This is a genomic window from Spiroplasma sp. SV19, from assembly GCF_030060925.1.
Lineage (GTDB): Bacteria > Bacillota_I > Bacilli_A > Mycoplasmatales > Mycoplasmataceae > Spiroplasma.
On sequence record NZ_CP045455.1, the window covers coordinates 511,556 to 532,291 of the forward strand.

A 20,736-nucleotide genomic window follows, 5' to 3' on the forward strand; every position below is an offset into this window, starting at 1 on the left:
CTTGGCCCTAAAAAACATTAAGATTTGGAATCAGACCCTGGATAAAACTACTCAATCCTAACCATGTTTTTGATTGCAAAATGCTTTCTCCAACAGCATCAATCCCTTGCCCACTGTTTTTGCTAAAAATATTTAACATACTTGCAATTAACAAGGTTGGTTTTAATTCCATTGCAACGTACTTAAATATCATTATGTACTGTTGGTCACCAATGAATTTTTGATTAAATTCCAAATTAATGTTTATCTCACCGAATATTGATTTAGTATCATATTTCCCAACAATTTTAATAATATAACGACTATCATCTGTAGTTGGTTTACCTTTATAACCTGCTAACAAATGAAAAATTAAACTATCAAAATTAGTTGTGGTATTTTTATAAAATCACTCTTTTTCACCAAATTCAGTTTTAATATTTTCTTTTAAATCTGAATTAACTGGTGATAATAAATATTGGATTAATGGTAAAACGGTATTATGTGTTTCTTTAATCTTTTGCTGACCTTCGTTAAGGTATCATTGCAATAACGCAATAAAATCTGGGGCAATGTTATGTAATAAATCACTAATTGTCCCTTCTTCTTTTTTACTATTGTTGTACCCCTTAAGATAAAGTTTTTCATCTAATTTAATATTAAGAGCTATTTTTTTTGTTAAGAAATCACCACCAATACCTTTACTTGCTAAATTCCTACTAATGTTTTGTAATAGGTGATTAAACTTAATAACAAAATTTGGACCACTACTGATTTGAGTTAAATCAATACTATTGATTAATTTTTCTGGTAAGTCAATTATCTCCAGAAAACTATATAAATCAGCAAGGGTAAGATTTATTCCTGGGATAAGTGATGGCAACGGAAATTTAATATTTTGGGTTGTCTCCCCCACCTTATTAATCTTATTAATTGTGTTTGCTAAAAATAGCAATTCATTTGATGATCACTTAATTTTAACACTAAATAATTCATTATCATCTTTTTTTAAACTAACAACGGCAGTTCCGTTATTGACAACTAATTCGCCTTGTACTACGGTTGATGCTAGTTGTTGTTTAAAATCCTTTAATGTTTCTGCTTGTAAAACATTATCATCAGTAATGTTTGGTTGCAAAAATGTTGTATCATTTTTAACAACTAATTCATAACTTCCTAATGTCATTCGACTAGCTAATTCTGATGCTAATTTATCATTTGTTATTTGTGATGAAGAAGCAAAAAATGGTGTATCAGTATATTCTTCTAATTCTTTTTTAATGTCATCAACTGACACTTTTTCTCCAACAGGATAATAACGATTACAAGCAACAACTGAAACAGTACTTGATCCCACAAGTGATATTGCTCCTAAAAGAGTTAAAATTCTCTTCATTTTTCTCCTCCTAATATGTTAAAGTTTTATAATTAAAAATATGCTTTGTTATTAAAAAACAACAAATACCCTAGTTTACCTCAATTAAGTTGAAAAACTTTTTTGATAAAGACAGTTAATATCTAAATTATTAACAACTAAACCAAAAATTTTTAATAGTTATTTTTTTAATCAGTTATGTGCCTTTGAGGTACTTTTATTTTACCTTTTTTTTTTTTTTTTTTGCAAATGATTATAAAAAGTCATATACTGTAAATGGTCATAATAAATGCAAGTTTATATAAAGTAAAAATTTATATATTGTACTTTTTATGGTTTTCTTATTTTTGTTCTACTGTTTTTGCTAGCATAATAAAATTTTCACCTAATATTTTAATTTTAAAGTTAATTTTGACGAAAAACCACAAAAAATAAAAGAATATTAACCAATAAAACTATCCACTTGTTTTTAAAAATAATTGTTATAAATATAACTAACATAAATAAAAAGGAACAAACAAATGAAAAACAAATTCTTTACCAGTTATTTAACTTTATACTTTATTTTGGTAACTATCTATTTTGCTTATAATGCAACCATGATAGAAACTGATTTGGCAATTGATAATCATTTGTATTATTCATCTGTTATTTTGTTTCTTTTTATTTATTGTCTTAAAACTAGAATTGAACTTTTTAAATATCTTAAAAAAAGTGCCGCTCAAATTAAAATCTTTTATTCTAAAACTTTAATTAATAAAAAACAATTAACATTAATAATTATTTTAAATATCTTCCTTTCAAAACTTTTAAAATTCCAAGAAGGACTATTATTTACTAATTTTCGTAATTCGAAATATATTAGTCAATTTAAAAAAGGACATGCACCACCATTAACTTAAACCCAAAAAAATAAATATTACAAAATACTAATTAAATTACTATTGCCCTGCCAATAATTTTTTAATATGAAATAATAAAAAGGAGAAAAACAATGAAGAAATTATTAAGTATTTTGGGAACAATCACATTAACTGGAACCGTTGTTCCCAATGTTGTTGCTTGTCATAGTAAAAAACCACTTAGCACTGAAAGTCTTACCGCAAAAGATATTCAAGTCTTTAATGAAATTCAAGCAAAAGCAGAGACAAAAATGAAAGAAAAAATCACAAAGATTCCTTATATTGATAGTGGGCAAAATAATTTAGGAAAAATCTATTCGAAAGTAAATAAAGATGATACTGAACCTTACCAATTGCGATTAAAGAATCCTGAAGATAATACATTAGCTGCTTATTTTATTAATAGTTTTAAAAACGTTTTTGATAGTGTTAATCGTGATTTACAAAACGAATATTCAAATTATTTTCCTAATACATTGCCCTTAACCTTAGATGATGAAAAAAATATTGTAAAAGTTACTTACATTAATGTTGAAAACTTGCGCAATAAGTTTCCCGCTGATGTTAATCCTGAGCCATTTTCAGCAGTGCGGGTTGATTACAAAGTAACAATTCAATTAAAATTTAAACAAATGTATGCTAGTTTTGAAATAACAAGCATCTATAATGTTACTGAAAATGTAACTGCCTTACAGGCTTTTTCTGATAAGGCAGTCAACTTTCTAATTCAAAATATTAAAGACTATTTTATAAAATTAGAAAATGTTAATTTTGGTGAAAATGAAATTTTTAAAACACTATATAGTCAAATGATTTGAGATTTTACAAAAAATACTAAACCATTAGACGATATTTTTAAAACTGCTATCAAAGGTTATATTGCAGAGGAAAAAAAGTTTAAAGATATTACAATAAGTTATAATGATAATAATTTGATTGAAAAAACACAAAATGGTGCCTTAACATCAGAAAACAAAGGATATGATGGTTTATCAAAAAAAATAAAGCAACTTGATGTTATCTTAGCAAAATGAATTGGAGAGAAATTTAACAATGGTATTGGTTGAGAATTCATTGATAATGTTAAACCCACTGATTTTGTGAATTTTTATAAAAAAAATGTAGGTTCTGTTTTTAATCTTACTGATAACCTTGATTTACAATTAGGAACCTTTAGAATTAATCTAAATTATTTTAACATCTATGGGCTCGGATTAACTGGCTATGTAACTGATAAAAATAACGAAGATGTTACAGTTACTTTAAATTTATCACAAGTAGCAATTGACAAAAAATTAGCAAATTGAGGAAAAATAATTATTCAATTTATTAAATATGCCCGCGGGGGAATTATTTCTGGCAGTTTTGTTGAATGAAGATTTCCAAATGAAATATTTAAAAAAGTATTAGAGCAAAATAAGAAAGATGGCCTTCAAAGTGTTCTTAAGTTTTTGGTAAAAAATTTTAAAACTTCTGAAGAAGCCAAAGATTTAGAAGATCTTAACTTATTTAACATTACAAAACACCTCCAATTGCCAAATCTCAAAGGAGTAGAAATATTTGATCAATGATTAGCACTAAAATGAGATTATAATTTACGAGAAGCATGAACTATTATGTTTACTTTTGGTGAAAATTTTGACAATGGTTTATACTATTCATTTGCATCAAATCTGGGTGCTGATGGCAATGAATATGGCATGCAATTTTCAATAGCACAAAGAACTAATATGAAATAGCAAAAAATAAATACTATTAAAAACAAGTTTAAGTTCAATTAAATTGGAACTTAAACTTGTTTTTATATGTTTTTTAATTAAAGCCCATACCACTTAAACCACCCATACCCGGAATGTTTGGCATACGACCTGATTTAATTTGGCGAGCAATTTCATCGACTTGTTTCTTTGTTTTTTCAAATTGGTTAATTAACTCATTATATTCTTTTTCTGTACGACCTGAACCTTTTAAAATGCGATTCTTTCGTGATAAGTGTTTTAACAATCGTGGTTCACGACGCTCTTTAACGGTCATTGAAGATAATAAAACTTCTGTTGCTTTTAATTTACGTTCCGCATCAGCAATTTTTTCATCACTCATTTTTGGCATTCCAGGCAGTAATTTCATAATTCCCCCCATTTTACCCATTTTTGAGATTTGTCGCATTTGATTTAACAAGTCCTGTAAATCAAACTGCCCCATCATCATTCGATTCATTGTTTTTTTAATATCACGTTCATCTAAGACATCTTTTGCTTTTTCAACTAGAGTTTGAACATCTCCCATCCCTAAAATTCGATCAGCCATTCGATCTGGATAAAAGATTTGTAAATTACTCATTCCTTCTCCAGTTCCAATAAAAGTAATTGGTAATTTGGTCAAATGCGTAATTGATAATGCTGCTCCTCCTCGTGCATCACCATCTAACTTAGTAACAACAACTCCAGTTAATTTTAATAATTGGTTAAATTCTGTTGCAACATTAATAATATCTTGCCCTGTCATTCCATCAACTACAAGTAAAATTTCATCTGGAGTAATATTATTTTTAATTTCTTTTAATTCTTGCATTAATTCTGCATCAATATGCAAACGACCTGCAGTATCAATTAAAATAACATCATTTTTGTTTTCCTTCGCATAATTAATTGCTTCTTGGGCGGTTTTAACAGGATTTTGTGTTCCTCGTTCAAATACTTCAAGATTTAAATTTTTTCCAATTGTTTTTAACTGATCAATCGCAGCAGGACGATAAATATCACAAGCTACCAATAATGGTTTCTTCTGATATTTCTTCTCCACTAATTTGGCAATCTTACCAGTTGTTGTTGTTTTCCCACTCCCTTGTAATCCAACCATCATCACAATTGTTGGTTTTGAAGTAAAAGATAATTCCTTTGCTGTTTTTCCAAAAATATTAACTAATTCTTCATGTACGATTTTAACCATCATCTGTGATGCATTTAAACCATCTAAAATATATTCACCACGGGCTTTTGCTTCAACAGCCTTAATAAAATCTTTTACCACTTCATTATTAACATCCGCTTCTAATAATGCTAACCTAATTTCACGCATTGTTTCACTAATAGCATCACTAGTTAGGGTTGATTTTTTCATATTTTTTTCAATTGATTTCTTCAATCGATTTGCTAAAAAGTCTCCAATCATCACTAATTCTCCTCTATTTTTTATATCAAAAGCTTTCCTACTAATTATAATACTAAAATTATTATAAAAAAAGAATAAAAATTTATTCTTTTAAATAACAGTTTCAGTTATTCGTAACTCTCTAATTACGGTAATAATAATGTCCCCTGGAATTACCTTTGCTTTTTTAATTTTTTCTTTAATATCAATAGCAATTTTGTGGGTACGATCATCATCACTAATAACGGGATTAACAATAACACGAATTTGGCGACCTGCTTGTAAAGCATAAACCGACTGAACACCAACCACTGTCTGACAGATTTTTTCTAATTCTGACATCCGTGCAATATAGTTTTCAAGATTATTATTACGACTTCCTGGCCGTGCTGCTGATAAGGTATCAGCTGCTGAAACTAAAACTGAATATGGATTATTAGCAGGAACCTCCCCATGGTGCGAAGCAATCGCATTGATAACAATTGAATTCTCAGCACATTTGGTTGCTAATTTAATCCCCAATGTAACATGACTTCCTTCATTATCAAAATCAACTGCTTTCCCAATGTCATGTAATAAACCAGCTCGCATGGCAATCGTTGCATCCAAACCTAATTCACTAGCCATCATTGCTGTTAATTTAGCAACTTCAATCGAATGCAATAAAACATTTTGTCCATAACTAGTGCGGTATTTTAAAATTCCTAAATGACGAATTAATTCTATATCTAAATTATCTAACTCCAATTCAGCAACAACTTCTTTACCTGTTTCTAAAATTGTCATTTCAATTTCTTCTTGTTCTAACTTAATTGTTTCTTCAATCCGGTTTGGTTGAATCCGCCCATCAATTAACAATTTTTCTAATGTTTTCTTTGCAATTTCACGGCGAATGGGATTAAAAGATGAAATTTGAACAACATTTGGAGTATCATCAATAATTAGATCAACTCCCGCTGCTATTTCAAAAGTCCGAATATTACGACCATCTTTCCCAATAATTCGTCCTTTCATATTATCATCTTCTAAATAAACAGAAGTTGTTGTTTTTTCTACTACAATATTTACTGCATAACGCTCAATTGCGCTAGTAACAATACTAATAGCTGTTTCTTTAGCGTTAATTTTTGCTGTATTTTCAGCATTCTTTAAAAATTCACCAATTTCTTTTTGGTACCGGTCACTTATTTCTTTAAAAAGTACATCTTTCGCTTCTTCTAAAGAATAGCCAGCAACTTTCTCAAGTTGTTGAAGATTATGTTCAACCATTTCTTGATAATAATTAATCTTTCCCTGTAATTCTTCTTTCTTGCGAAATGTTTCTTGCTCTTTATTATATAATACTTCTTCGCGCTCAATAATTAAACGCTCCCTATTTGTTAGAAACTTTTCAGTTTCTAAAAATTCTTCACGTTTACGAGCTAACTCATTATTCATTTCTTGTCTAATTTGTGCTGCCTCAACTTTTCCGTCAGCTTTTGCAGCATTAATAATTTTTTTTGCCTTTTCTTCAGCTTGTTTAATTTTTAATTTTGTTTTTTTAATTAATTTAAATCTTAGATATTTTTCAAATAAAAATCCAAGAAAGTAAAAACCAATTGCAACGGCAATAATGATTAATACTCATATCGTTATTTGCATAATTATGTCTCCTCTACTTAAAGTATTAAGCAAGAAGTATTAATTTTAAATGTATAAGTGGAATAATGGCAATAAAATAATTACCATATATATTATACTCTTTTTTAGAGGAAAAATGTAAATACTTGCTATTTTACAACATAATTATGGTCTGACGAAATATTAAATTTTTGGTTTTGATAAGTAATTACAATTAAATTTTGGTTAAGCTTAAACTTTAACTCGTATTTTGATGGTAATGTTCCATAAAGGTTTAATTCTAATGAAACAGTATCTAATTGTTCAAAATGATAGTTATCTTCTTTAATTGTAGGAATAATAGTGTTTCCTTTTACGAAAATTAAGATTTCATCTGCTGCACAAGACAGTAAATAAGATTGTTTTCCAACATATTTCTTTTCTTTTTGGCCAAATAAAAACCATTCTCCAACTGGCAAATAAACTTCCCGCTTTGTTGTTTGTGGTGTTAAAACCGGAGCTATTAATAAGTTACTTCCTAAATAAAACTGGTTATCAATTAACTGCGCAATTTGATCATCTTCATTTTCTAAAACCATTGCTCGTAAAATTGGCACCCCCGTGGTTGTTGCTTCTAGTTCACACATTTTAAAATATGGTAATAACTTTCGTTTCAATTTGGCATATTTTATGGCATTAGCTAAAGCGGCCGGTGAAAAATTTCATGGTTCGCGCGGACCAATGCCATGGAACCGTGATAACGGGCATAACATTCCCACTTGTGTTCACCGCAAATACAAGTCTTCGTCAAATGCTTCTTCACTATAAAAACCACCAATATCAATTCCTCATGCCATTTCACCACTCATCCCTAAAGACAACCCCGCATTTAAATGAATTTTTAATTCAGTAAAATTTGAGTAACTATCACCAGATCATTTTCCTGAAAAACGTTGTGTTCCAATATATCCTGGCCGACAAAAAGTTAATGTTTCATTTGACCCAAAATATTTGGCACTAGCATCATATGCCGTTTTACAATATAAAAAATGATAATACTGCCGAAGTTCTTTTCCCGTTAAACCATTACTAAAATACGCATTTGGTGGGACCCCATCACCATAATCTGGTTTAACAAATCGCAAGCCTAATTTAAATAATTTCTGTAATTCATTTTGATATCATTTAACTGCAGCTGGATTAGTGAAATCAACAATCCCACAATTTGTTTGATACGTTTCTGTCCCTGTTAGCGGGTGCGCATATGAATTATCATCTGTTGTTTTTACCAAATAATTATTGTTAAAAGCAATTTGTCAATTCACACTATTATCAGCTTGTAAATAAGGATTAATTCAAAAGCAGACAGCAATGTTTTTTGCTTTTAATTGAGCAAATAATTCTTGAAAAGAGCCAAAGGCTGTGTTGTTATATTCAAAATTGCAACTTTTCGTGTAACGATTTTCCAATCATTTTGGATCTAAACAAATAATATCTAAGGGAAAATTGGCTTTAATACTTTTTTCAACTTCTGCTCACAATTCATTTTTATTATGATAATACAAACGATTACATCATATTCCATAACTCAAATCAGGAATTTCAGTTGGCTTTCCCGTTAAATCAGTATACTGACTAATTAATTCCTTCATTGTTTGTCCTGTGAAAAAATAAAGATCTAAACAGGATTCAAAACTAAGAAAACTAATGGCATCAGTTACTGGTGAACCAATTTCAAAACTAGTCTGTTCACCAGTATTAACTAATACTCCTCATTTTTTTGTTGAATAAAATAATGGCAAGCCATTATAACCTAAATCATGGTTAGCAACACAAGAATTATCACTATTTCAAATTGTTGTTTCAATCCCATTTTTAACTAAAAAACGAAACTTTTCTCCAAATCCATATATTTTTTCATCATTCATTAACCAAAACGACATAAACGGTTGTCATTCATTACCTTTTTTAATTTTTCAACCCAAGGGAGGAGTCCGATAATTTTCAAACATTTCATATCCTTTTCGAGTATTAGTTTTAAATTTAATGGTGTCATGACAATCAACTAATGTTATTTGAAAAGGATTTTTTTGAATTAATAGTTTTTCATCATTTAGTAATTTTATTTCAAAATAATTGGAATGATTAATTAAATTAATTTTACTAATACTTAAGGGCTTTAAATGTTCAATAAATCGGTTATTACCTATCTTTTTTTGATAATAGTATAAGTTAATAATTCCATTAGAATATAATGTTATTTTTAAAGTTGATTTTTGTAAATTACTTAAAGTAACTTCAAGATAAAGACTATTATCTTGTCATCAAAAGTCACTAATTTTTCTGGCAACAGCATATTCATAATTAAGATCAAAAATCGGTTCCTTTTGCGGAAATGAATATGCTAACAATTTTTTATCTTTAATCATTATTATTCATTCCCTTCTGTAATTTGATTACTTAAATATTCATCAATTTTTTCTTTATAAATACTTACTTTTGGTCCATATACAATTTGATAATAGTTACCTTGTTTAATAACCCCCAACGCATTTGTTTCGTCTTTAAATTTATCAACCACTTTTTTATCATCTTTAACAACAACTCGTAACCTCGTCATACAACAATCAACTTCCTCAATGTTTGCTGCTGTTCCAAGCAAACTAACAATTTTATGAATTAGTTGATCATTAACACCACCAGAACCTGATTTCTGATCAGCTAAAGGAGCATTTACAAAAGCAACTTCCTCACCCATTCCTGGAATATTTGGTTTTAACTTTTTAGCCAATCCATAAAAAATTCCAAAATAAATTGCCAGGAAAAGACCGCTAACTAAAATAAAAAAGCAACCATCTAATCATAAATTAGTTTTAATATTATCTGTGATTAATGTAGTTGGCCCCAATACTAAAAAGTATTTCATAATAATTTCAATTGCACCAAAAGCATGAATTCGCATTGGAATTAAATCCGCCATCCCAAATGCTATTCCTGTCATAACAGCATGAGCTAAATATAATAATGGTGCTGTATACATAAAAATAAATTCAATTGGTTCTGTCACTCCCGTTAAAAGACAAGCTAATCCACCCGAAATATAAATTGACTTATACTTCACACGCTTAGTTTTATTAATTGCATACATCATTCCAATTCCAGCACCAATTAATGATCCCGTTGAAGTAATCATTTGGCCAACTTTAAAACGAACCGGTTCGAAGGCATTCATTACAATTGAATAAACATTATTAACCCCCGTTGGATTAGGAACAATATTATTTGCATATTCAGTTCAATTATTCTTAACTAAATTTAAAGCTGTAACTCAGGTATATCACATTTGTTCTTGTCCTTCTGAAACTAGACTTTTTTTATCAACTAAATTATTGGCCACTGCATAATCAAAGAAAGCTACTAGTTCTTCTTTTGTAAGAGTCTGATTTTCAAATAAATTGTCTGAAAAAGTATTAACACTAGTATAATCTAGAACGCCACCCAATGAAGTATAATTCATTGGAATTGTAATCATATGATGTAAACCAAATGGCAATAGCAAACGTTCTAAAAAACCATAACCAAACGGAATAATAAATGGAATTTTATTATTTAAAGCAATGCTCTTTCCAATAACATTTATTCCCGTTTGAATTAGAGGTCAAAATAACGATAAAGTAATTGCAATTGGTAAACAAATCACAATTACCATTAATGGAACAAAACGTGGTCCATTAAAAAAAGATAAAGCATTAGGCAATCGATTAAAAGCAAAGAATTTATTATAAACTCCAGCACCAATAAAACCAGTAATGATCCCCCCCAATGCATCAAATCGCAAAGAATATACTCCTTCTTGGTTACTAAAATAATCTTTTTGGTCAGTTCATTTTCCTCCTAAAATATAATTCATAAACTCAGTACCATCAGTTCCTGTTCTCGTCACGAAAAATGTTGCTCCAACACTTAGTAATGTTAAATAAGCAACCGCTCCGGCAAAACAACCACCAGCTCTGTTTTTAGCCCATGACCCACCAATCGCAATAGCAAATAACAACCCAATATGACGAAAAGGCATTCAACCAATTGTCTCAATAATTTGGCCAATATGGTTTGCCCCTTTGGCAATAGTAGTAATTTGACCAAAACCTAATGGACCAATAACTTTCCCAACAACAATAAATAAACCAGCAACTGGCAAAATTGCAATCATTGTTAAAATTGCCTTTGCAAATTTATTAATCCCAATTTTAAACCGTGAATTCTTGCCTCCTTCAAAAGGCGCTTTAATTTTATTTTTTAATTTCATAAAATAGTTTTCTTTTTGCCTCAAATTTTTTGATTCTGTCATTTTTAACTTCTCCCTTCTATTTTAATTTTATGTAGCAAAATAAAAATAAGAACTTGTTGTAACAAGTTCTTATTAAAAATAATTTACTTTATAAAATTCAAATGCCTCTGGTTGATATATTTCTTTACTACATTCAACAACCTCATGATATTCTGAAAAAGTAATTGAATATTTTTTAGGTAAATATGTTTTAAAACTTAACTGCAAAAACTTTTTATCATAAGCATTCGGTAATTCTAACCGAAAATATTTAAGATTATTAACTAAGGTTATATTGCGCGAATTAATATAAGACAAAAGACTATCTTCACAGTCTTTGAAGCTCAGATTTTTTAAAATCGTCTTATTAACTCAAATAATAGAATATTTCTTAATCTTATTATTTTGATAACGAACCTTAATTAAACTCATAAAATCATTGGTCTCACATTGATAAGTATTAATAAAATATGAATCAAGTGGAATATTAACAACATACAATTTATTAACTGCATTATCATATTTCTTCTTAAATGATAGTTCTGTACTTCAAAAAGCAGGATTCAAAGTAAAATAACCTTTTCCTTGAAGACTATAAACCATATTTTTCCTAATCAACTTTTTAAATACATCACGAACAGTCGTACGACTAATCTGATATTTTTTCATCAAAGTTGCTTCGGATGGTAATTTTAAACCTGGTTTACTTTTACTGATGATTGTTTTCAAAACATCTTCTAGTTTTTTACTTTCCATAGTATTAGTTCTAATTAAAGTCTTGAATTGAAAAATTTTTTTCACTTTAAACCTTCCTCTCTTTAATTTGCATTAATTATAAAAAAAAAAAAAAAAAAAAAGCAATAAAAATTGCTTTTTTTCAGCATATTTTATCTACCTACAATAATGGGATAAATGCCAAACATTATTATGCATGTGAACTAAATGGATCAATAACTGTTAAAGTATCTGGTTCTTCTTTTGCCCCCATTTTATGATCAATTTTATAATAACTATTGTTTGACATTTTAATTCAATCAATAATATCTTTAATTTCTGCTAATTCTTCATAAAAATCAATCATAAATCAATCATAAAATTTATAAGTTACTAAATCCCCAACTTCTTGAGCATGATGTGCTAATTTATTAGTTAAATCGGCAAAATATGCCCGTTTTGTTTGATAGGTTTCCATTAGTTCTGTAATATTTTTAATATCATGATATTCTTCAACAATATTTTTTACCTGATAATGACCATCACGATCTGACATAAAATTCATAATGCGACGTTGGTGTAAAACTTCATCTTGTGCTTGGACTTGAAAATAATGACTAAAACCAGGAAAACCTAGTTTCTCAGCAGCTGAACTTAAATTATAGCAAAAAAATTGCATTTTAAGATGTTCATCAATATATTGTTGTAAATCTTTTTCAATATCTTTTGTTAACATAATTTCCCCCTCTTTCTACTACTATTGTACACTTTTTATTGTCAGTTTAATTTAAAACAAACTTTTTTATTAAAATAATAAAATTGGTTTTCTTTAAATTTAAATTTTGATACTTCAATTTTTTTAGCCATTGGACTAATTTTTAATTCATCAAAATTCATAAATTCATTAAGATTAAGGTCAAAAATAGTTGTTTTCTTCTCGTTAATATTTGGATAAAACCTATTTCAAATTGCTTTAATTTGTCCCATAATTTCATCTTGATGAACAAGATTATTTAATAATGTTCCAAATTGTTGACTTGATAATGTTAAATATTGGTTGTTAGCTGGTTTTGTTAAATTTAACGTTGCTTGTTTTAAAACCTTACTTAAATCAATTTTATATGTTTGATTAACAACTAAATCATCAACAAATTTATTATTTGCCGTTGGTAATGCGACAATTTTAAATCCATAATTAGTAATTTCATTATTAGTTAAAACTTGATCATTGGCTTTAAAATATTTTAATTCAAAATATTTATCAAAAGATTCATCTTGATAACCCAAGAATTCCATTACTTTTGCCTTAATAATTGTTGGTAATTTATCAATATAATTATCTTCACCAATAACAATATTATTAGTTAAATATTTATCAAATTTTCAAGTTTGTAAACTCTCAAAATCAACATATTCTTTTTCATAAATAAAACCATTCTTACGGAATTTTCTTGGTGCACCTCACTGCGCATAAATTGCTAACACTAATCCTAATACTGAAATTAAGATTAGAACCGCGTAATCTAATGCCCGATAATTTTTAATAAATAACGTTGAAAGATCATCCCGTTGTGTTTCAAGGACAAAACGAATTAAATTTCATAAAAAGAAATAAAAACCAGTTTGCACACCACTACGGGTTATTGTATAACGACCAGGATTATTTAATTTTGTTAATTCAGCACTATCATTATGTCACCATTTTTTAAAAGTATTAACAACTTCTGATTTAGTTTCAATAATTGTTCTTTTTGGCATTTCATCTAATTGTTTCTGCGTTGGTACATAATTAAAATATGCTTTATCTCAGACTTCTTTTCATGTCATTTTATCTTTTTTAAGATATTTCCGGTTAAAAAAATGAACAAAATTATATTTTAAATCAAATGGATATTCCTTTGGATTCTTTTTCCATGGTTTTTTGCTAAATAATTGACCAGCAACAGGAATAAAGAAAGTAATGAATAATCATGCTAAAAAGTTAAAGAAAGATTCATATAAGAAGATTGGTTGACGAAAGACAACTTCACCCCCACTTGTTTCTGGTGATAAGCCATCTCATTGTCATAAGTTATCACGAATAAATGCTGGTAGTCAGCGTAATGAATCATATGAAGTAACACTCCCTAATAATTCGTGATTAAAGAAATTACCTCAACGTCCTAAGACTTGCCCTAATAAAATATTTGGAATAATAGCATCTGTATAAACTCACAGTGAAACTTTTGATTTTCGTCCCACAATCCCAAATACAATTAAACCAGTAATGGTTCCAAACAAGACACCACCATGAATACTCATTCCTGCTTTTCAAAAGGCAAATAATGATCAAAATGGTACTGCTCCTGGTTCTGTTACCCAAGGATTATTGACATCATTATTAACCTTTCCAAAAAAACTAGCCCCAAATAATGAAAAAGGAATAATAACAAAAATTGATCAAATTAAAGGTTCGATTGGAACCTTTTTAATTTTTAATCGAATAAAACAGGCTAAAACAGACAAAATCATTGCCAATGTCATAAATACAGCATACATATGAACTCAACCACCATATGTTGCTAAAATATTGTGTGGTGTATTAGTGGGAGTAATTCAATCTGGAGAAGGCGGCCCACTTGTTAATAACATACTACTCATTAATTTTTTCACTCCTTTTATTAAATAATTGCTAGCAATCAATGCATAACAATTATACACCAAGTTATAATAAAAAAGTTCACTTATTTTTGAAACATAATTGTAATTTTCCGTTTTTTAAATTACAATTTATTCAAATGAATATAACATAGAAAGTGAAGTGAAATTAAAAATGAATAATACTGCGTTATCAGATACAGCAGTTAATAAAATTAAGACTCTTCATCAAGAACATCTTCAACAACATTATAAAAAAATTACTAGTTTTTGACGAAAGTCAGTTGTAATTGATATTATTTTTAGTATCTTAATTACAATTTTTGCCACAGCATTACTAGTAGGAATTGTTCTTAATATTCTCAATATTAGCAATAATAAATTACAATTTTATCTTGTCTATCTTACTTTAACATTATTGGTAATCACAACGATCATTTATATTTTAATTAAAGCTGGTGCTGTTAGTATTAATCTTTTTCTTAATCGATTAGATTACAATGCATACTATCGAATTGCCATTGAAGATCTTTGAAAAGATGAAATTGCTCTCGATGAAATAAGTAATAACTTTAAAATTATTCCCGAGCCAAATTTTACTAGTTTTAGTAAAAATCCAAAAAAAAATAACCTTTTGCAACAAAGCTTAATTCGAGTAAGCAGTTTGGAAGAAAAATTAGATAATAAAGTTATTAATGGAACAACAAAAAATAACACCTTTTCACTAGGTGTTATTACTGTTCGCAAAACAATGGTTTTTTTAAAAATATTAATTTTTTGTCTTTTTATTGGCTTAATTATTTTAGCTAGTCTTTCTAATAAAAAAACAAAAGATCCAAAAGTATCAAATAGCATTGCAAATGGTATTAATATGACTTACATATTATTATGAATTGAAATGAAGCGTTCAGAAAACTACTTTTTCTTTACTGCTACATTGCCAAAAAACTTTGAAATTGAAGCAAATATTGTTCCTCATCAAAATAAATTTAAAAAATTTATTTTAAATAACAAAGAAATTGAACTAGAAGGAACAGAATTTCCCAATTTATTTGATACTAATACAACCGATCCTGTTGAACTACGAAAAATTTTAACACCAAAAGCAATGGCTAATTTAATTGATAATAGCACCAAATACCAAGAAGTTTTATCAATGTCCTTTGTTAAAGATAAGTTTACTTTACTACTTGATAAGTATTACTATAGTAAAAAAGCACATCATCAAGATCAAATTTGAAAACCAATTATTGCAAGAAACAAAAATATTCAAAACTGTATTGATGATTTAATTGCTAAAATTGAGTTGGATTTAACTCATCTAAGAAAAGGGTTAGATTATTTGAATGGTTTTGATATTAAATAATCAAGAATCACTACTTGATATGGTTTAATCTTTTTATCAAGCGTTTGATAATTATTATAAATAATTTTAAAATCAATTATCTTATCATCAACCATAATTTCTTGGTTTGATAAATTAATAATTACTAAAAATTTTTGACTTTGATAAGAACGATAGAAACTTAATACAACAGGATTAAGATCAAGAAAATCAATTTGGCCATAACTAAAGGCCAAATTTTTTTTCCGTAATTGAATTAAAAATTGATATGCTTTAAAAATTGATTGAGGATTATGATAATCTTTTTTCCAATTAACATTTAAATAATTTGTATTTACATTAATTCATGGTTGATGTGAACTAAATCCACTAAACTGCTCATCACTTCATTGCATTGGAGTTCGGGCATTATCTCGTGAACGAGCACTAAGAATTTTTAAAATTGCTGACATTTCATAACCCTTCTGTTGTAAAATGTAATAATAATTAATTGACTCAATATCTTTAAGTTGGTTAATATCCTGATAATTATTGTTTTCCATTCCAAATTCTTCACCTTGATAAAGATACGGCGTTCCCCTTAATAATAACACAACGGCTGCTAAAGCAATGGCAGATTCAAAACGATAATTTTGAGGATCACCAAATCGTGATAAAGCTCGTGGCTGATCATGATTATTCAAAAAGGTTGCTAATCATCCCCCCTCTGCTTGAACCAAGCTTTGTCACTCTTTAATATTTGTGACTAATTTGGCTGGTTCATAAGCTGCTAGTGCTCATTTATCATTATTTAAATAATCAATTTTTAAATGGTGAAAAGTAAATGCCATGTTTAGTTCTTGTGATTCTGGCTTAGTGTACAAAATAGCTTGTTCAATTGAAGTTGAAGATAATTCACCAACTGTAATAATATTATTATTCATATGATATGTTTTTTGACCCATTTCTTGTAAATAAGTGTGCACTTGTGGTGTATCAGTATAATATTTTCGCCCATCGCCAGTTAAATCATCAACAAATGATTCTGGTTTCCCAATTAAGTTAATAACATCAAATCGTAAACCTTGGACTCCTTCTTGCAATCAATAATTAATAATTTCATAAATATCTTGGCGGAGTTTCTCATCGCGTCAATTTAAATCAATTTGAGTTTTATCAAATAAATGTAAATAAAACTTTTGTAATTTGTCATGATACTCTCAAACTGAACCACCAAACTTACTTTGTCAATTATTCGGAGGAATTGTTTTATCTCCGGTCAAAAAGAAAAAACGTTGTTCATAATCTTTATTCCCAACAAGAACTTTTTGAAATCATTCATGTTCAATTGAACAATGATTAAAAATCATATCCATCATAATATAAATGTTACGTTTTTTTGCTTCGCTAATTAATTTTTTAAAATCAGCCATTGTTCCAAATAAGGGATTGATTTTTTTATAATCCGCAACATCATAACCATTATCTTTTTGCGGTGAAAAATAAATTGGATTTAACCATAAATAATTAACCCCTAACATCGTTAAATAATCTAGCTTTTGAATAATTCCTTGTAAGTCACCAATCCCATCATTGTTACTATCATAAAAAGATTGTGGATGAATTTCATACACAATCGCTTCTTGAAAATTAATTTTACTCATTATGTTCTCCTTTATTGCTTAAAATATTTACTTGCTAATATTTTCTGCTACTTTTGGTTGTTTTTTTAAATTAATTAAACTTTTTCCTTTAATATTTAATATTTCATTTCGTAATTTTGTAAAACGCGGAATTTTTTCTAAAAACCAAGTTAAAGTCATACTCATACTCATTGTTAATAAACCACTAATGATAAACCAAGTAAATCCTGTTCCAACGAATGTATTGACACCATTGACTTGACTAAAAGGTTGAATTGATAACACACCCAATCATGCACCATTACCAATTCCGTTCGAAGTTACACCAGCAACAGTTAATAATAAAGCGCCACTAGCTGAACCAATAATTGCGGCTAAAAACGGATAAAAAAAGCGTAAATTAACCCCATACATTGCTGGTTCTGTTACTCCTAATCAAGCAGAAGTTGTTGCAGAAATTCCAATCTCCTTAATTTTCGGATCTTTCCGATTATTAATAGTAAACATCAAAGTCGCACTTCCTTGTGCGATATTTGACATACATAAGATTGGAAAAATAAATGACCCTCCAATTTGTGCAGTATTTTGAATCATTACAGCATTAAACATTGTATGAACTCCAGTAATAACAATTGGGGCATATAACAATCCTAAAATGGGACCAAAAAAGTATTTAGCAATTGGATTAATTAAGGTTCAACTTAATCCAACTGAAATTGCACTACCAATAATATAACCAAGGGGACCAATTAGACATAATCCAATTGTGAAAGATAATAAAATAGTTATTAAAGGCACAAAAATTTGTTTTAAAACCGCGGGAATAACCTGGTTTAGACCTTTTTCTAAATAAACGCCAAAGAAAGCTACACCAATGGCAGGAATTACTTGACCAGTATACTGAACTTTTCAAGGAAACTTTCATGCTCCAAAGTCAAATGTTGGTGCCACATTAAAGATTCATAATGAATTACCGGCTTTGCCAGCAATGGAATAAATATCAACTAGTGGTGGTAATAATAATGTCAACCCAATAATGATTCCAATTACTGGTGAACCACCCATTTTATTAAAAATTGATCAACAGATTGTCACAGGAATATATCAGAAAACTGCTTGGGCTGGAATTCATAAAAATTCATTTAACCCTTTTGCAAAAACAGAAATACTAACTAACGAAGTTCCTGGACCATTTCAATTAGCTTCTAAAATATTTCGAAACCCTAAAATTAAACCGCCCGCTACTAACGCTGGAATTAAAGGAATAAAAATTTCAGAAAAATGTTGTAATAAGCGTTGATATCATTTTGCTTTTTTACCCGCAGAAGAATTTGTTTGTTCTGCATTAGCAGGGTCTTGTTTAGAACTTAAGTACTTTTTAAATTCTGTAAAATAATTATTAACATCTGCTCCAATTACAACATGATACTGTCCAATTGGTTGAACTGTTCCTTTAACATTTGCTAATTTTTCAATTCCTTTTGAGTCAGCCTTATTATTGTCTTTTAACACTAATCTAAGCCGCGATACACAATGTGTATATGAAATAATGTTGTCAATTCCTCCTAATAATGGAATTAATGCTTCTATTTCATTAAGATATGTTTTTTTTGCCATTTTTCACCTCTTAATATGGAATTGTTTCCACAATAAGAATATAACATACATTTAACTAAAATCTAACTTTATTTTAAAAAAGTTTTAATTTCATAATTTAAACATTCAATTGTTTGTTCATTATTGTTACTTTTACCATCTAGAATTTGTTTTAACTTAAAAACAATTTTAGTTGCTAATTCTTCATAATTAATTGCAATACAATATTGTTTGTCCAAAATTGGCAGAAAGAAATTATTCATATTAGAAATATCGGTGATTAAACTGTTTGTAATATTTTGTTTCAGCAAGAAGGCAAGAGCAATTTTATAACAAGTATGTGTTCCACAAATAATAATCTTCTTATTTAAATCAATTGTTTTAATAAGTTCATAAATCACATCGTCCTGGTTCTTATCAAAAAAATAACTGTCAAAAGCATAATTATGCATTTTAAATCAGTTTGCAACCGTATCATAACGCGCAAAGCCAGTTGGCAAATTAGTGTTTGGATTCTCTCCAATATAAATAATTTCATATTGATGATTAAATTCACCGTTAGCTGCCATCTGTTCTAATAATGCATACATCATTTCATTATCATTATTAATAAATACCGTATCTCCCCATTGACGACCATAAACAATAATTGGAATTGAAATTGTTTTTAAAAAGGCACGAATATTTTGATCATTACTAATCGTAAATAAAATTAAAGCACTTGGATTACGCCGAACTATTTCTTGTAAATGCAATAAATAACGTTCCTCATTATAAGTCGTTTCCACTACAAATGGTACTATTTTTGCAAAGTTATCATTAATTTGTTTCAAAATTGATTTAACAATAAAAGTATTACTACTTGTTAAATCAGGAATTAAAATATATACTTCTAAAATTTTCTTTTTAATTGAATGTGCTGCAAAATCTGGTTGGAAATTATATTTTTCAACAATTTTCTGAATTAAAGCACGTTTTTCCTGACTAACATAACCACCATTAAAATAACGTGATACTGTGCCAACCCCAACGTCACATTCTTCAGCAATTGTTTTAATTGAAATCTTCTTATTTTTCATTTAAATTCCTCTTTCAAAATCAGTTTTGCTTAATAATTGGACTAAATAATAAAAATAACACACAATAAATTACGAAAATTGCAATGATAAAAATAAAAAAATATGGAAAATCTCAACGCTTAATGTATAAAAATTGAAATAAAAGTCCTGTAATTAATCCAGTTATAATAAAAATACTATGATAAAACCATGGGATTTTTTTAAAAATCCTCTGTCAAAACCTTTTTTCTTTTGATAATGAAAAAACACTCATTTAAATCACTCCTTGTTTATCTAATTATATGCTAAATTAAGAATCTTAACAATTTATTAAAATTCTATTTAAACAGCAATTTAATTTTTTATTAAAATAATAAAAATATTACTAAAACTTCTTTTATCATTATTGCATATTTAAGTTCTTTTTTAGAA

Annotated in this window: 15 protein-coding genes; 3 read left to right on the top strand and 12 right to left on the bottom strand. The window is 28.2% G+C overall.

All coding sequences use genetic code 4. From position 1 onward, the window contains the following. Nucleotides 1-7 precede the first annotated feature (7 nt). Nucleotides 8-1,375, bottom strand: a complete 1,368-nt coding sequence (locus E7Y35_RS02425; RefSeq protein ID WP_283272757.1) for a lipoprotein — start codon at nt 1,373-1,375, stop codon at nt 8-10. A 500-nt stretch (nt 1,376-1,875) separates the two neighbouring features. Here E7Y35_RS02425 and E7Y35_RS02430 point away from each other — a divergent pair, with 500 nt between their 5' ends. Together E7Y35_RS02430 and E7Y35_RS02435 are read left to right on the top strand one after the other, a co-directional pair. Continuing rightward, the gene (locus E7Y35_RS02430) at nt 1,876-2,256 is read left to right on the top strand and encodes a hypothetical protein (protein ID WP_283272758.1); all 381 of its coding nucleotides are present in this window, start codon (nt 1,876-1,878) and stop codon (nt 2,254-2,256) included. A gap of 92 nt (nt 2,257-2,348) precedes the next feature. Beyond that, entirely contained in the window at nt 2,349-3,995 is a 1,647-nt protein-coding gene (locus E7Y35_RS02435; RefSeq protein ID WP_283272759.1) for a lipoprotein, read from the top strand. 73 nt (nt 3,996-4,068) lie between these two features. On the opposite strand, the gene ffh is transcribed toward E7Y35_RS02435, so the two are convergent. The 7 genes from ffh to E7Y35_RS02470 form a co-directional block, all read right to left on the bottom strand. Beyond that, complete coding sequence (gene ffh, locus E7Y35_RS02440) at nt 4,069-5,430, bottom strand: signal recognition particle protein (RefSeq protein ID WP_349306598.1); 1,362 nt, start codon at nt 5,428-5,430, stop codon at nt 4,069-4,071. Nucleotides 5,431-5,517: 87 nt separating this feature from the next. Next, a complete protein-coding gene (gene rny, locus E7Y35_RS02445) occupies nt 5,518-7,047 on the bottom strand; it encodes a ribonuclease Y (protein WP_283272761.1) in 1,530 nt (509 codons plus the stop codon). Nucleotides 7,048-7,175: 128 nt separating this feature from the next. Beyond that, nucleotides 7,176-9,434: a TIM-barrel domain-containing protein gene (locus E7Y35_RS02450; RefSeq protein WP_283272762.1), complete on the bottom strand. Its 2,259-nt coding sequence runs from the start codon at nt 9,432-9,434 to the stop codon at nt 7,176-7,178. 2 nt (nt 9,435-9,436) lie between these two features. Further along, nucleotides 9,437-11,311, bottom strand: coding sequence for a PTS transporter subunit EIIC (locus E7Y35_RS02455; protein WP_502957515.1), 1,875 nt, complete (start codon nt 11,309-11,311; stop codon nt 9,437-9,439). A 114-nt stretch (nt 11,312-11,425) separates the two neighbouring features. Beyond that, nucleotides 11,426-12,133, bottom strand: coding sequence for a GntR family transcriptional regulator (locus E7Y35_RS02460; RefSeq protein ID WP_283272765.1), 708 nt, complete (start codon nt 12,131-12,133; stop codon nt 11,426-11,428). 124 nt (nt 12,134-12,257) lie between these two features. Next, complete coding sequence (locus E7Y35_RS02465; RefSeq protein ID WP_283272766.1) at nt 12,258-12,782, bottom strand: ferritin; 525 nt, start codon at nt 12,780-12,782, stop codon at nt 12,258-12,260. A gap of 35 nt (nt 12,783-12,817) precedes the next feature. Continuing rightward, nucleotides 12,818-14,686, bottom strand: coding sequence for a prolipoprotein diacylglyceryl transferase (locus E7Y35_RS02470; RefSeq protein WP_283272767.1), 1,869 nt, complete (start codon nt 14,684-14,686; stop codon nt 12,818-12,820). Nucleotides 14,687-14,846: 160 nt separating this feature from the next. Between E7Y35_RS02470 and E7Y35_RS02475 the strand changes: the two genes are divergently transcribed. Next, entirely contained in the window at nt 14,847-16,049 is a 1,203-nt protein-coding gene (locus E7Y35_RS02475; protein WP_283272768.1) for a DUF3137 domain-containing protein, read from the top strand. Here E7Y35_RS02475 and E7Y35_RS02480 read toward each other — a convergent pair. The 4 genes from E7Y35_RS02480 to E7Y35_RS02495 all read right to left on the bottom strand — a co-directional run bounded on the left by E7Y35_RS02480 (nt 16,022) and on the right by E7Y35_RS02495 (nt 20,578). Next, the gene (locus E7Y35_RS02480) at nt 16,022-17,671 is read right to left on the bottom strand and encodes an alpha,alpha-phosphotrehalase (protein ID WP_283272769.1); all 1,650 of its coding nucleotides are present in this window, start codon (nt 17,669-17,671) and stop codon (nt 16,022-16,024) included. The genes E7Y35_RS02475 and E7Y35_RS02480 overlap by 28 nt on opposite strands. Nucleotides 17,672-17,698: 27 nt before the next feature. Further along, on the bottom strand, nt 17,699-19,267 hold the full coding sequence (locus E7Y35_RS02485) for a PTS transporter subunit EIIC (protein WP_283272770.1): 1,569 nt from the start codon (nt 19,265-19,267) through the stop codon (nt 17,699-17,701). A gap of 68 nt (nt 19,268-19,335) precedes the next feature. Then, the gene (locus E7Y35_RS02490; RefSeq protein ID WP_283272771.1) at nt 19,336-20,325 is read right to left on the bottom strand and encodes a LacI family DNA-binding transcriptional regulator; all 990 of its coding nucleotides are present in this window, start codon (nt 20,323-20,325) and stop codon (nt 19,336-19,338) included. Next, nucleotides 20,315-20,578 carry a TIGR04570 family membrane protein gene (locus E7Y35_RS02495; protein ID WP_283272772.1) on the bottom strand — a complete coding sequence of 88 codons (264 nt, stop codon included), beginning with the start codon at nt 20,576-20,578 and terminating at the stop codon, nt 20,315-20,317. The genes E7Y35_RS02490 and E7Y35_RS02495 overlap by 11 nt, the downstream gene beginning before the upstream one ends. Nucleotides 20,579-20,736 lie beyond the last annotated feature (158 nt).